Source organism: Ruegeria sp. CDSB114 (genome assembly GCF_059611025.1).
In genome coordinates this window covers 134,508-148,439 of record NZ_JBXWOT010000007.1, presented here as the reverse complement: position 1 = coordinate 148,439, position 13,932 = coordinate 134,508, and the positions used below count along the sequence as shown (strand labels likewise).

Sequence of the window (13,932 nt, the reverse complement as noted above, 5' to 3'; positions counted from 1 at the left end):
TTCATGAGCCTTCTGACGATCAATGACCTGACGGTCGAATTCCCCACCCGCCGCAAATTGTTCACAGCCGTGGACCATGTGGACCTGTCGGTTGAACCCGGAGAAATCCACGGCTTGGTTGGCGAATCCGGGGCCGGAAAATCCACCATTGGCGCGGCCATCATGGGATTGTTGGACCGCCCCGGCCGTATTGCCAGCGGTACGATCCAGCTGAGCGGTGACCAGATCAGTGGTCTGGATGCCGAGGCGATGCGGGGGCTGCGCGGCAAAAAGATCTCGATGATCTTTCAGGACCCGCTGACCTCGCTGAACCCGTTATTCACCGTGCGCGAACAACTGACCGAGACCATTCAGGCCCATCTGGGCGGCACGGATGCCGAGGCGAACCAACGCGCGCGCGATCTGATTGACCGAGTTGGCATTCCTGATCCGGACACGCGGCTGGACCAGTATCCGCACCAGTTCTCGGGCGGGATGCGGCAGCGTGTGGTCATCGCGCTTGCCTTGTGTACCGAACCGGATGTGATCATCGCGGATGAGCCGACCACGGCGCTGGACGTCTCGGTTCAGGCGCAGATTCTGGACCTGATCAAAGAACTGGCGCGGGAACGTCAGGTGGGCGTCATCCTGATCACCCACGACATGGGTGTGATCGCGGACACGACGGACAAGGTGACGGTGATGTATGCGGGCAAGGTTGTCGAAACCGGCCCGACCGCGCTGGTGATGGGGCAGCCCACCCATGAATACACCAAATCGCTGATCGCTGCCGTGCCGCGCCCGACCCTGAAACTGCATCGCTTTCCCCAGATCAGCTATGGTGGACGCGAGACACGCTTTGCCATCGAAGACATGGCCCGCCACTGGCCCAAGGTGGATAATGACACCAGCAAACCGGTGTTCGAGATCCGCAACCTGACCAAGAAGTTCCTGCAGCGCAAAGGCCTGTTGCCCTGGGACCGCACCTATTTCACCGCCGTTGACGAGGTAAGTTTCGACATCCGCGCAGGCGAGGTGTTTGGCGTTGTGGGTGAATCCGGCTCGGGCAAGTCGACTGTCGCACGGATGATTGCAGGGTTGTACCCTGTGGATGGCGGCACGATTACATTCGACGGGCAGGTGGTGAGCGATCTGACCAATCGGACCGCGCTGGATGCCTATCGCAAGAACATCCAGATGATCTTTCAGGACCCGTATTCCTCGCTCAATCCCCGTATGCGGGTGGATGAGATCGTGGCCGAGCCGATCCGCCATCACAGGTTGATGGAAGGTGCAGATATCAAACGCCGCGTCGATGAGTTGTTGGATCAGGTGGGACTCGGCCATGAGGCCGGGCAGAAATACCCGCATGAATTCTCGGGCGGACAGCGGCAACGTATCTCGATTGCACGTGCGCTGGCCACGCAACCGCGATTCCTGATTTGTGACGAGCCAACCAGCGCGCTGGACGTGTCCATTCAGGCGCAGATTCTGAACATCTTGAAGGACCTGCAGGAACATCTGGGCCTGACCCTGCTGTTCATCAGTCATGACCTGCCGGTGGTACGTCAGATGTGCGACCGAGTGGCAGTGATGAAACAGGGCCAAATTGTCGAGTTGCAGGAAACCAATAACTTATTCGCCAACCCCCAGACGGATTATGCCCGCGAATTGTTGCGCCTGATGCCCAGGCTTGATGACCTGTCGACCGAGGGGTTGGACGCCGAATCCTGAGGCAGTGACGATTCCAGTATTGGCGGTATGACGGAAGGTCCGTCAATATGGCGATAGTTTTGACGTTTTCGTCAAGATTGCCTCTGCAGATTGAACAACTGTGCCTTCATACTTTCTGAAACGAAAGAGGAGGCGCGTTTTGAGCTGGAATATCTGTGTCATCGGAGCAGGCAAGATCGGTCAGATGATCGCGACTTTGCTGCAATCTTCATCCAACTATTCTGTCACGGTTGCCGACCGCGATCTGGCGGCGTTGTCCGTGCTGAATCGGCAGGGAGTTTCGACCCGCCAGATTGATGTCAGCGATGAAACGCAGCTGGCTGAGGGTCTGAACGGTTTCGATGCGGTTATCTCGGCGGCTCCGTTTTTCCTGACCCCACGGATTGCCAAAGCCGCCAAATCGGCCGGCGCGCATTATTTTGACCTGACCGAAGATGTTGCCGCCACCAACGCAGTGCGCGAGTTGGCCGCCGACAGCGAGACGGCGTTTATGCCGCAATGCGGGTTGGCACCGGGTTTTGTCGGCATCGCCGGCGCGGCCTTGGCTGCCGAGTTCGATACGCTGGACAGCCTGCATATGCGGGTCGGGGCGCTGCCGCTCTATCCCACCAACGCATTGAAGTACAATCTGACCTGGTCCACCGATGGGCTGATCAACGAATATTGCAATCCGTGCGATGCCATCGTGAATGGCGAACGGGTCAAGACCGCTCCGCTCGAGGATTACGAGCGTTTGGGTCATGACGGGGTGGAATATGAATGCTTCAATACCTCGGGCGGGTTGGGCACTTTGCCAGAAACCCTGGACGGAAAGGCGCGGGACGTGTCGTACCGATCGATCCGCTACCCGGGACACCGTGATATTCTGCGTTTGCTGCTGAATGATCTTGGATTGGAACGTCGTCGCGACCTGATGAAGGAAATCTTCGAGACCGCGCTACCGCGAACCGATCAGGATGTGGTTCTGGTTTTTTGCACTGCAAAAGGCAAGATCGATGGGGCTCTGCGCGAGAAATCCCTGATCAACAAATCTTATGCCCGTACCCTCAATGGTCAGGTCTGGAGCGCCATTCAGGTCACCACTGCTGCCGGTGTTCTGGGTGTGGTTGATCTGATGCGAACGGGTGCTTTGCCCGGCAAAGGGTTCGTGCGGCAAGAGCAGGTGAACCTGTCTGATTTCCTGAACACCGAATTCGGTCAGCTTTACCGCACCGGGGACATAACCAAACAGAACAAGGCGGCCTGAGATATGAAAGACTTCGCTATGACAGCCCAAACAACCCTTGCAAATCTAGACCTGACAGCCGCTGAGCTGATGGGCGGCACGCTGGCTGTACGCTCGCCCATTGATGGCGGCATTCTGGCCGAGGTACATGAAACGCCTGCGTCAGGGATGGGCACGGTGTTTGCCAATGCCAAGACGGCATTCAAGGCGTGGCGCACGGTTCCAGCCCCACGCCGGGGCGAACTGATCCGCCTGCTGGGCGAGGAATTGCGCGCCGCCAAAGACGATCTGGGTGCGCTGGTCAGCTGGGAAGCTGGTAAGATCACCTCGGAAGGTCTGGGTGAAGTGCAGGAGATGATCGACATCTGCGATTTCGCCGTCGGCCTGTCGCGCCAGCTTTATGGTTTGACCATCGCATCTGAGCGCCCGGGCCACCGGATGATGGAAACGTGGCACCCGGCAGGGCCGGTGGGCGTGATCTCGGCCTTCAACTTCCCGGTGGCGGTCTGGTCGTGGAATGCCGCGCTGGCGCTGGTCTGCGGTGATCCGGTGATCTGGAAGCCGTCTGAAAAGACGCCTTTGACCGCGATGGCCTGCCAGAAGATCTTTGAACGTGCACTTGCCCGATTTGGTGATGCGCCCGACCACCTGCTGCAGACCCTGATCGGAGGTGCCGCGCTGGGCGAGGCGCTGGTGGCCAGCGAGGACGTGCCGGTCATTTCGGCGACCGGGTCCACACGGATGGGCCGTGCCGTAGCCCCCATCGTGGCGCAGCGGTTCGGGAAATGTATTCTCGAGCTTGGTGGCAATAACGCCATGATCGTGGGCCCTTCGGCCGATCTGGAAATGGCTGTACGCGCGATCGTCTTTTCTGCGGTCGGCACAGCCGGTCAACGCTGCACCACGCTGCGCCGTCTGATCGTTCACAACTCGATCCGCGAAGAACTGGTAAGCCGGTTGAAAAAAGCCTATGCCGGTCTGCCCATCGGCAATCCGCTGATCGAAGGCACTTTGATCGGTCCGCTGGTGGACGAAGCCTCGGGCGCGGCCATGACCGCTGCGCTGGACGCTGCAAAGGCCGAAGGCGGCGCAGTCTTTGGTGGCGACCGCGTGACCGAAAACGTCCCCGCCGGTGTCTATATGCAGCCCGCGATCGTCGAGATGCCTGGCCAGACAGCAACCGTAAAGACCGAAACCTTTGCGCCGATCCTCTATGTCATGGGGTACGACGCGTTCGACGAAGCCATCGAATTGCAAAATGACGTACCGCAAGGTCTGTCGTCTTGCGTATTCACTCTGAACATGCGCGAGGCCGAGCAATTCCTGACCGCAGCGGGATCGGATTGTGGCATTGCCAATGTCAATATCGGGCCATCGGGGGCCGAGATCGGTGGCGCATTTGGTGGCGAGAAGGAAACCGGTGGCGGGCGTGAAAGCGGCTCGGATGCGTGGAAGGCCTATATGCGCCGTCAGACCAACACCGTGAACTACTCAGCCGAGCTGCCGCTGGCGCAAGGCGTCAAGTTCGACATCTGATCGTGCTGTCGGCGGTACCTGATGGTGCCGCCGGCTCATCAATCTGCAAACAGATAATCCAATCGCATGATGGCCTGCGCCTGTTCCTGTGAAACATTCAGAAACCGGACAATGGCGTCTTCGTTTTCTGTCCGGTCGCTGGTTTCCCGCAGGCGTGCATGTCGATCCAGCGCGGTGCCCCGGATCAACTCGGATTCGTATTCCATCGCGTTGTGCAAAGTTGGGACAAGCCGTGCAACGGTTTCGGTCGGGCTGTCCTGACCGGCCAACCCCACACGGCGGGCGTGGCCAATCAGGTAATCGTCGGAATATTCACACTCGACTTCAAGCACATGGGTTTTGACCTGATCTGCACAGAAGTCCTGAATGATTTCGATATCTGAGGGATCGATGCATAGAACCAGCCGGTCGGTTTCGAAACTGTCAAACAGCATCCGCACAAGAGCACGCCGGTGGCGGGACCGTTTGAGCAAGGTCGTTTCGATGCCGCCCAGATCGGGCAGAGCCGTATCCTGTTCGTTGAACAGATACTCGACACAAGGGATATCGGTTTCGGACTTAATCTGATCGACCAGACGCTTGGCCACATGCCATTTCTTGCACACGATCAGGAAAACATCGCGGTCCGGTCCCAGCGTATTTCCGGCCTCCCAGAACCTTTGCTTGTGGCGGCGTCCGACGCGCCCTCTTGCGGTTAAGAAACTATGGAGATTGCGACCTTCATCCGAGATGTGAAAATCCACCCCATCCGCAGAATAGAGCTGGCCCAACCGGTCCTTCAGCTCATGTGCCTCGGGGCTGATTTTGCGGGCGAACAGAAAATCCTGCCCTAACAGCATGTCGTAATGGTCGTTATAGAATGTCACGGGCATTCCGTAGTCCGAGAACATCAGGAATGTGAGCGTTCGGTTGTCGATCTCTTCACGGGGAACAAGGTGGCGGACAAGCGTTTGAAAGAAGGTCTCATCCGGTATCCAGGTGGTCGAGAAAAAGCGGATTACATCCGGGCGCTGGGCCAGGAATTCAAAGATCATTTCAACAGTATGACGGCGCAGACACCACCACTGACTGCCGATCATGACCTGGATGTCAGCCGGAACCTCGCGGGTCAGACCAAGTTTTTTCTGTACGTCATAGGATGTATAGAATCGTCTGCTCTGGGTGCGTTCATTGAAGAAATGGCGATAGATCAGCCGGTCTTCTTTCATGCCGGTCTTGATCCAGTTACTGGCAAAAAAGTCGTGGCTTTCGACAAAATCCCTATCATTTTCGTTCAGGAACTGATGCGCGTATTCCGCTGTTTTGATCGCCATGCAATCCCCTGACAGCATGTAGAAATGCGTCGCGCGGGGAAAGGCCTCGAGGGCGGCTTGCACTGCGTTCAATGTGGCCTGTACCAAAGACCACTCGCCCCAACCGCATTTGATGCGTTTGGTTGCAAAAGTGACATTCGAATTGGCCTGAAGAGCGCCCTGAATGCGTGCATAGGCCTCGCGACTTGCGCGGGCGTCAAAATGTATGGCCATGCAATCGCCAGCGGCGGTTAGCTGCTCGGCCTGCGCAATGATTGCGTCAGGGTCCTTGTGGCACAACAAAATGTAGGCAATTTTTGCCATTTCAGTTCTTTGTTATCCGTTTCTGCCCGGTTCCCTCTGTGATACTGAGGATGAGCGATTGAATAAACAGATTATTTTTGGTTCTGTAGATACAAAAGCAGGCGCGAATAGTGAGTTACGACCTGTTGAGGAGGCGCAGCAAATGGGTTTTCCCGGTACATGGATGACCGAGAGCGAGAGCATGGTTTACCGTGTTGTCCCGAAATGTGCATGCTCAACCATCGGGCAAATCATGTATTTTTCGGATCATGGCCGGTTTTTTGACGGCGATATCCACGATGCCAAGGACGGGATGCATAAGTGGGCGTTCGGTCCCAGCCAGGAGCCGATTTCGACAAATGTCCGAAATCATAACTCCTTTTCTTTCACCTGCGTGCGGAACCCGTACACGCGAATTCTCAGTTCGTTCTTTGACAAGATCTGTGGAATTCAGCGCAACGGCAAGCGGTATCGCGGCAATCTGGTGCCGACGCTGATCTACAATTACGGCATCGAGGTTGGCGGAGAGGACGGTCAGGGTGATTTCGACCAGGTCGCCAGTTTCCGCAGATTCCTGTTATTTGCTCGTGACACGATCAGGTGGCGCAGGCCCATGGACCCGGATATCCACTGGTCCGCCATGTCTGGCCATGTGTCGACCTTTATTGCAAATGGCGGACGATATGATCGCATCTTCTGGACCGAGAAGTTCAACGATGGGATGCAAGGTGTTTTGAGCAACTTGGACACGCCACACAAGGTGGCCCTGTCCGAAATCCCGCGATTCAACGAATCCGAAGGCCACGGACCAAAACGAAAGCATCCTGTCGAGGACTATTTCGACGACCTGTCGATGCATCTTGTCTACGAGATCTACAAACAGGATTTCGATCTGTTCAAATACGATTTTGAAGATCCGGCCAACAAGATGCCGATCGCCGAGATTGATCTGGATGAAGTCCACGCCAAGCTTGGGGATTGAGCTGGAAATCACCTTCTCCCGCCCATTGGCAATGTATCTTCCGAAACATCTCCTCTGGTTGGGCCTGGCGCCGCGCTATGCGCCGCCCCAGGCCCAAGACCAAAGCCGATAGCGCCAGAAGGCGCGGGAGCGCTTTGGGAATTGATTGGGCCGGATCACTTGATTTGGTGTCCGGCCCTTATGTCTTAGACCTCCCGCACGGCCCCTTTTGCCGCGCTGGTTGTCAGTTTGGCATAGGCTTTGAGCGCGGTTGAGACTTTGCGCTTGCGGGGCGCTGCCGGTATCCAGCCTTTTGCATCCTGCTCCTGGCGTCGTTCGGCAAGCACTTCATCTGAGACTGCCAGATGGATCGAGCGGTTGGGGATGTCGATCTCAATCCGGTCACCCTGGCGCACCAGTCCGATCTCGCCACCTTCGGCCGCCTCGGGTGAGACATGGCCGATCGACAGGCCGGAGGTTCCACCCGAGAACCGTCCATCCGTCAGCAAAGCACAGGCTTTTCCCAGACCTTTGGATTTCAGGTAAGACGTCGGGTACAGCATTTCCTGCATCCCCGGACCGCCGCGCGGGCCTTCATAGCGGATGACCACCACGTCGCCCTCTTTGACCTTGCTGGTCAGAATGTCATTCACCGCCTGATCCTGGCTTTCGCAGACATAGGCCGACCCGGTGAAGGTCAGGCTGGCCGGATCGACACCGGCTGTTTTCACGATACAGCCGTCGCGGGCAATATTGCCGAACAGAACCGCCAGACCGCCATCCTGGCTGAACGCATGTTCTTTCGACCGGATCACACCGCCTTCGCGGTCTGTGTCCAGCTCTTTGTACCGGTTTGACTGGCTGAAGGCCTGCGTGGTGCGCACACCGCCCGGCGCGGCCTTGAACAAGTCTTGCGCCTTGGGGTTGTTGGCCACCTTGATGTCCCAATTGCCAATCGCCTCACCCATCGTGCCGGAATGGACCGTGCTGCAATCCTCGTGCAGCAGGCCTGCGCGGCTGAGCTCACCCAGGATCGAAAAGATGCCGCCGGCGCGGTGGACGTCTTCCATATGCACATTCTCGGTATTGGGTGCGACCTTACACAGGCAGGGCACCTGACGGCTGAGACGGTCCATGTCGGTCATGGTGAAATCCACCTCGCCCTCATGCGCGATGGCCAGCAGATGCAGCACCGTGTTGGTCGATCCGCCCATGGCGATATCCAGGCTCATTGCGTTTTCGAACGCCTCGAACGTGGCGATTTCGCGCGGGAGGAAGCCTTTCTCGTCCAGATCATAGTGCCGTTTGGTGATCTCGACGATCCGGCGACCGGCTTCAAGGAACAGCTCTTTGCGGTCCGCATGTGTGGCCAGAGTCGAGCCGTTGCCCGGCAGCGCCAGACCCAGCGCCTCGGCCAGACAGTTCATCGAGTTGGCGGTGAACATGCCCGAGCACGACCCGCAAGTCGGGCAGGCGTTTTCCTCGATATGCTGAACCTGCTCATCGGTGAACTTGTCGTCAGCGGCGGCCACCATAGCGTCCACGAGGTCGATCTTTTTGGCGTCCAGATCGGCGATGTCGATCTTGCCCGCCTCCATTGGCCCACCCGAGACGAAAATGGCGGGGATGTTCAGGCGCATCGCGGCCATCAGCATGCCGGGCGTGATCTTGTCGCAGTTCGAGATACACACCATCGCATCGGCGCAATGGGCGTTGACCATATATTCAACCGAATCCGCGATCACCTCACGCGAGGGCAGCGAATACAACATCCCGTCATGTCCCATGGCGATACCGTCATCCACCGCGATGGTGTTGAATTCCTTGGCAACACCACCCGCCGCCTCGACCTCGCGTGCGACCATCTGACCCAGATCCTTCAGGTGCACGTGGCCCGGTACGAACTGGGTGAACGAGTTGACGATGGCGATGATCGGCTTGCCGAAATCGTCGTCGCCCATGCCAGTCGCGCGCCACAGGCCGCGGGCACCGGCCATGTTGCGGCCATGGGTTGAGGTTCTGGATCGGTACAATGGCATGATGCTGTTTCCCTTTTGCCTCGGGTTGCATGTCTTGGGGTTTGTGCGTTATAGCGCACGTACCACATGTGCGCTATAACGCACAAGAGGATTCGAAAGACGGCATCATGGCACCGGACGAGATCACGCTGAAATTACGGGACATGCGGGCGGCATCCGGGCTGAGCCTGTCCAAAGTCGCCGAGATGACAGGCGTCAGCAAAGCCATGCTGGGGCAGATCGAGCGTGGCGAATCCAGCCCAACCATCGCCACTTTGTGGAAGATCGCCAAGGGGTTCCAACTGCCGCTGAGCGCGCTGATTGAAACCGCGAATGGGGACCCCTCTGTTTTTCAGACCGTGACTTTTCCGGGCAGCATCGAGGTCAAGATCGTCTTTCCGTTTGATTCCGCGCTAGGGGCCGAAACCTTTCACGTCAGTCTGACCCCAAACCAAAGCCACGAGTCGCCTGCCCATGCGACGGGCGTGACCGAAGAGGTCTTTGTCCTTTCCGGTACGCTTGAAATTCTGCGTGGTGAGGCCTGGGTGCCGCTAAACGCTGGACAGGGGCTGCGTTTTGCCGCCGATCTACCGCATGGCTATCGTGCGGGCGCGCAGGGGGCTGCGTTTTTGAACATGCACCATTATGGGCAACACAGCGAGTTTCCTGAAAACGGCAAGGGCTGATCATGACTGCGTTTCTTGACACTTTGACCATCGCGGATGGAATCGGCTCAATCGGGGCGATGATCGTGGTCGCTGCGTATTTCGCCACGCAGATGCGGATGATGAATTCCGACGACCTGGCCTTTCCAGTGGTAAACCTACTGGGGTCGATTCTGATCGTCTATTCGCTGTTTGAGAACTTCAATTTGGCCTCGATGCTGATCGAATCCTTCTGGATTTTGATCAGTCTGATCGGGATCGCTCAGTTTTTCCGCCTCAGGCGGGCCCGTTAGCGGTACAGGCCGCCATCCAGCCTTGAACAGACATGCGCGCGCGTATAGGGACAAACCAAGCGCGCATAGGGGAGGCATTGATGCAAGACGATCCCAAAACCCTCGTTTCAACCGAATGGCTTGCGGCCCATCTCAAGGATCCGGACCTGCGGGTCCTGGACGGATCATGGTATCTGCCGCAACACGGACGCGACGCCAAAGCGGAATATGACGCGACCCATATCCCCGGCGCGAGATTCTTTGACATTGATGATATTGCCGATCTTCGGTCGGACCTGCCGCATATGGTGCCTCCGGTCGAGAAATTCATGTCGCGCCTGCGGGCGATGGGCGTGGGGGATGGCCATCAGGTGGTGGTCTATGACGGCTCGGGGCTGTCCTCGGCTGCGCGGGTCTGGTGGATGTTCCGCCTGATGGGGCAGGACAACATTGCTGTGCTGGACGGTGGCTTGCCGAAATGGCTTGCCGAGGGGCGAGAGGTTGAAGACCTGCCGCCTGTTATCCGCGATCGCCACATGACCGTGCGGGTTCAGAACCATCTGGTGCGTGATGTCACGCAGGTATCTGCCGCCGCCAAGCTGGGGGATCACGAGATCATCGACGCACGCGCAGTCGGCCGCTTCGCGGGTACCGATCCCGAGCCGCGCGAAGGGCTGCGGTCTGGTCGTATTCCCGGATCACGAAACGTCCCCTTCGGCACCTTGCTGAACAAGAATCACACGATGAAATCGCCCGAGGAATGCCGCGCCATTTTCGAGGCCGCTGGCGTCGACCTGTCGAAACCGGCGATTACCTCATGCGGGTCGGGTGTGACTGCCGCGATTCTCAGCCTTGCGCTCGAGCGCATGGGCAAGAAAGACCACTCGCTTTATGACGGCTCCTGGGCTGAATGGGGTGCCTTCCCGACCCTGCCCGTCGCAACCGGAGAGACCTGATGTTTGAACATCTCAAACCGCAACCTGCCGACAAGATTCTAGCGCTGATGCAGATGTACCGCGAAGACCCGCGCGATCAGAAGATCGACCTGGGTGTTGGCGTCTACAAGAATGCCGAAGGCATCACGCCAGTGATGCGCGCGGTCAAGGCCGCCGAAAAGCGCATTCTGGAAGAGCAGGAAAGCAAGGCCTATACCGGTCTGGCTGGTGATCCGGCCTATGCGGATGCGATGATTGACCTGATCCTGCGCACATCGGTGCCGCGTGGCAACATTGCCGCTGTGGCTACGCCCGGCGGAACCGGTGCTTGCCGTCAGGCATTTGAGATGATCCGCATGGCCAACCCCTCGGCCCGCGTGTTCGTCTCGAACCCGACCTGGCCAAACCATCTGTCGATCCTGAATTACCTGGGGATCGAAGCGGTTCCATACCGCTATTTCGATGGCGAGACTCGTGGCGTCGATTTCGACGGCATGATTGCCGATCTGAAAACCGCCAAGTCGGGCGATGTGGTGTTGTTGCACGGCTGTTGCCACAACCCGACCGGGGCCAACCTGAACCTGGTGCAGTGGCAGGAAGTGGTGAACATCATCAACGAGCTTGGCCTCGTGGCGATGATCGACATTGCCTATCAGGGTTTTGGCGACGGTCTGGAAGAGGATGCGCAGGCGACCCGCCTTGTTGCGTCTTCAGTCAAGGAATGCCTGATTGCCGCGTCGTGTTCCAAGAATTTCGGCGTCTACCGTGAACGCACGGGCCTATTGATGGCAATCAGCGCAGATGCGGGACAGACCGCGTTGAACCAGAGCACGCTGGCCTTTCTGAACCGCCAGAACTATTCATTCCCGCCCGACCACGGCGCGCGCGTGGTCACCACGATCCTGACCGACCCCGTCCTGCGGGCCGACTGGGAGGCCGAGCTGGAGGAGATCCGCTTGTCCATGCTGGGGCTGCGCCAGCAACTGGCCGATGAGCTGCAACGCCACAGCGGCTCCGACCGGTTCGGCTTTGTCGCCCAGCATCGCGGCATGTTCTCGCGCTTGGGCGCGGCACCGGAACTGGTGGAACAACTGCGCGCTGATCACGGCATCTACATGGTCGGCGACAGCCGTCTGAACATTGCCGGGCTGAATGCCAACACGGTTCCGATTCTGGCCAAAGCGATTATCGACGTCGGAGTTTAAATCTGCGGAAAAAAAAGAAACCCGGGCGACACCGCCCGGGTTTTTTGTTGGATTGGGTTGGATATTAGCCCTTGGAGAACTCCGGGTACGCTTCCATGCCCAGTTCCGCCATGTCCAGGCCGTTGATCTCATCCTCTTCGCTGACTCGAATGCCGACGGTGGCCTTCAGGATCGACCACAGGATCAATGCGCCGACAAAGGTGAACAGACCGTAGGCGAGGATACCCAGCAGCTGCGTACCCAGGCTGGCTTCGCCGTAAAAGATCACGGCGATGGTGCCCCAGATCCCGGCGAACAGGTGAACCGGGATGGCACCGACAACGTCGTCGATCTTGAACTTGTCCAGCATTGGAACCGCAAAGACCACGATGATACCGCCTACGGCACCGATCCACAGTGCGCCGAACAGCGTCGGGGCCAGCGGTTCCGCAGTGATCGACACCAGGCCGGCCAGCGCGCCGTTCAGCACCATGGTCAGGTCAGGTTTTTTGTACAACAGCTGTGTCAGGATCAGGGCTGCCACTGCGCCTGCCGCTGCGGCCATGTTGGTGTTAGCAAAGATGCGCGACACGTCGGATACGTCACCCACGGTTCCCATCGCCAGCTGCGAGCCGCCGTTGAAGCCGAACCATCCCAGCCACAGGATGAATGTCCCCAAAGTGGCCAGCGCCAGGTTCGAACCGGGCATCGGATGAACCTTGCCGTCTTTGTACTTGCCAATCCGCGGACCCAGGATCAGGGCACCTGCCAGAGCCGCCCAGCCGCCAACCGAATGCACGATGGTCGAGCCAGCAAAATCCGAGAAACCAGCCTCGGACAACCAGCCACCGCCCCACTGCCACGAGCCAGAGATCGGGTACATGACGCCGGTCAGAACAATCACGAAAACCAGGAAGGGCCACAGCTTGATACGTTCAGCTACAGCACCCGATACGATCGACGCAGTTGCGGCCACAAACACCAGCTGGAAGAAGAAGTCCGAACCAACCGAAGCATAATCCAATGCCGCGGCGTCAGCACCCACGCCCACCGGATCCAGGACTGTGGTTTTGAAGAACGGTCCAACCCACCCCGCGATGGTCCAGCCGTCGCCGGGGTACATCAGGTTGAAGCCGATCAGCCAGTACATGATCGCGGCAAAGGAAAACAGCGCCACGTTCTTGATCATCTGCATGGCCACGTTTTTCGACCGCACCAGCCCGCCTTCGAGCATGGCAAAGCCGGCGGCCATGAAGAAAACCAGGAACCCTGCCATCAGAAACAGCAGCGTGGTGAAGATGTATTGTGTGTGCAGCGCGGCTTCGCCGGTGGCGGCCTCCTGCGCTAGGCCAATCTGCGGCAGCGCGACTATCGCGGCGGCAGGGATGAGAGATTTCATCAGGTTCATTGTCAGTCCTCGAATAGTGTTGAGTGGGGGCGCTTAAAGCGCCTCTTCGTTTGTTTCCCCGGTCCGCACGCGCAGGGCCTGCTCAACGTCGAGGACGAAAATCTTGCCGTCGCCGATCTTGCCGGTCTTGGCGGATTTGGTGATGGTTTCTACGATCTGGTCGGCCATCGTGGCGGGCACCACGATCTCAAGCTTGATCTTGGGTACAAAGTTTACCGCGTATTCGGCGCCGCGATAGATTTCCGTGTGCCCCGATTGCGAGCCGAAGCCCTTGATCTCGGTTACCATCATGCCGCGTATGCCCGCGTCGGTCAGTGCCTCGCGCACCTCCTCGAGCTTGAACGGTTTGATTGTTGCAATAATCAGTTTCACGCTGTTCCCCTCTGCTTCCCCGGTCTGTCCGGCGTGTTTGCACCTGCA

General features: G+C 58.3%; 12 protein-coding genes. 8 read left to right on the top strand and 4 right to left on the bottom strand.

All coding sequences use genetic code 11. The features are described 5' to 3' along the window. The first annotated feature begins 3 nt into the window (after nt 1-3). The 3 genes from AC2FIP_RS15655 to amaB all read left to right on the top strand — a co-directional run bounded on the left by AC2FIP_RS15655 (nt 4) and on the right by amaB (nt 4,474). On the top strand, nt 4-1,713 hold the full coding sequence (locus AC2FIP_RS15655; RefSeq protein WP_496787131.1) for an ABC transporter ATP-binding protein: 1,710 nt from the start codon (nt 4-6) through the stop codon (nt 1,711-1,713). Nucleotides 1,714-1,852: 139 nt separating this feature from the next. Further along, nucleotides 1,853-2,959 carry a saccharopine dehydrogenase family protein gene (locus tag AC2FIP_RS15650; protein ID WP_496692672.1) on the top strand — a complete coding sequence of 369 codons (1,107 nt, stop codon included), beginning with the start codon at nt 1,853-1,855 and terminating at the stop codon, nt 2,957-2,959. An 18-nt stretch (nt 2,960-2,977) separates the two neighbouring features. Continuing rightward, entirely contained in the window at nt 2,978-4,474 is a 1,497-nt protein-coding gene (amaB, locus tag AC2FIP_RS15645) for an L-piperidine-6-carboxylate dehydrogenase (RefSeq protein WP_496703792.1), read from the top strand. A gap of 38 nt (nt 4,475-4,512) precedes the next feature. On the opposite strand, the gene AC2FIP_RS15640 is transcribed toward amaB, so the two are convergent. Beyond that, nucleotides 4,513-6,090 carry a DUF5928 domain-containing protein gene (locus AC2FIP_RS15640; protein ID WP_496787130.1) on the bottom strand — a complete coding sequence of 526 codons (1,578 nt, stop codon included), beginning with the start codon at nt 6,088-6,090 and terminating at the stop codon, nt 4,513-4,515. A 142-nt stretch (nt 6,091-6,232) separates the two neighbouring features. Between AC2FIP_RS15640 and AC2FIP_RS15635 the strand changes: the two genes are divergently transcribed. After that, nucleotides 6,233-7,051, top strand: coding sequence for a sulfotransferase family protein (locus tag AC2FIP_RS15635; protein ID WP_142638414.1), 819 nt, complete (start codon nt 6,233-6,235; stop codon nt 7,049-7,051). Nucleotides 7,052-7,236: 185 nt separating this feature from the next. Here AC2FIP_RS15635 and ilvD read toward each other — a convergent pair whose 3' ends face one another. Beyond that, nucleotides 7,237-9,069 (bottom strand): dihydroxy-acid dehydratase, encoded by a 1,833-nt coding sequence (gene ilvD / locus AC2FIP_RS15630; protein ID WP_496787128.1) that lies wholly within the window; start codon nt 9,067-9,069, stop codon nt 7,237-7,239. Between the two features lie 107 nt (nt 9,070-9,176). Here ilvD and AC2FIP_RS15625 point away from each other — a divergent pair, with 107 nt between their 5' ends. The 4 genes from AC2FIP_RS15625 to AC2FIP_RS15610 all read left to right on the top strand — a co-directional run bounded on the left by AC2FIP_RS15625 (nt 9,177) and on the right by AC2FIP_RS15610 (nt 12,125). Further along, a complete protein-coding gene (locus tag AC2FIP_RS15625) occupies nt 9,177-9,734 on the top strand; it encodes a helix-turn-helix domain-containing protein (protein WP_496787127.1) in 558 nt (185 codons plus the stop codon). Between the two features lie 2 nt (nt 9,735-9,736). Beyond that, entirely contained in the window at nt 9,737-10,006 is a 270-nt protein-coding gene (locus tag AC2FIP_RS15620) for a CBU_0592 family membrane protein (RefSeq protein WP_142638410.1), read from the top strand. Between the two features lie 80 nt (nt 10,007-10,086). Beyond that, nucleotides 10,087-10,941 carry a 3-mercaptopyruvate sulfurtransferase gene (gene sseA / locus AC2FIP_RS15615; protein ID WP_496787126.1) on the top strand — a complete coding sequence of 285 codons (855 nt, stop codon included), beginning with the start codon at nt 10,087-10,089 and terminating at the stop codon, nt 10,939-10,941. Then, entirely contained in the window at nt 10,941-12,125 is a 1,185-nt protein-coding gene (locus AC2FIP_RS15610; protein WP_496787124.1) for an amino acid aminotransferase, read from the top strand. The genes sseA and AC2FIP_RS15610 overlap by 1 nt, the downstream gene beginning before the upstream one ends. Nucleotides 12,126-12,189: 64 nt before the next feature. On the opposite strand, the gene AC2FIP_RS15605 is transcribed toward AC2FIP_RS15610, so the two are convergent. Then, nucleotides 12,190-13,512 carry an ammonium transporter gene (locus tag AC2FIP_RS15605; protein WP_281973849.1) on the bottom strand — a complete coding sequence of 441 codons (1,323 nt, stop codon included), beginning with the start codon at nt 13,510-13,512 and terminating at the stop codon, nt 12,190-12,192. Between the two features lie 33 nt (nt 13,513-13,545). Then, a complete protein-coding gene (locus tag AC2FIP_RS15600; protein WP_142638403.1) occupies nt 13,546-13,884 on the bottom strand; it encodes a P-II family nitrogen regulator in 339 nt (112 codons plus the stop codon). Between the last annotated feature and the right edge of the window lie 48 nt (nt 13,885-13,932).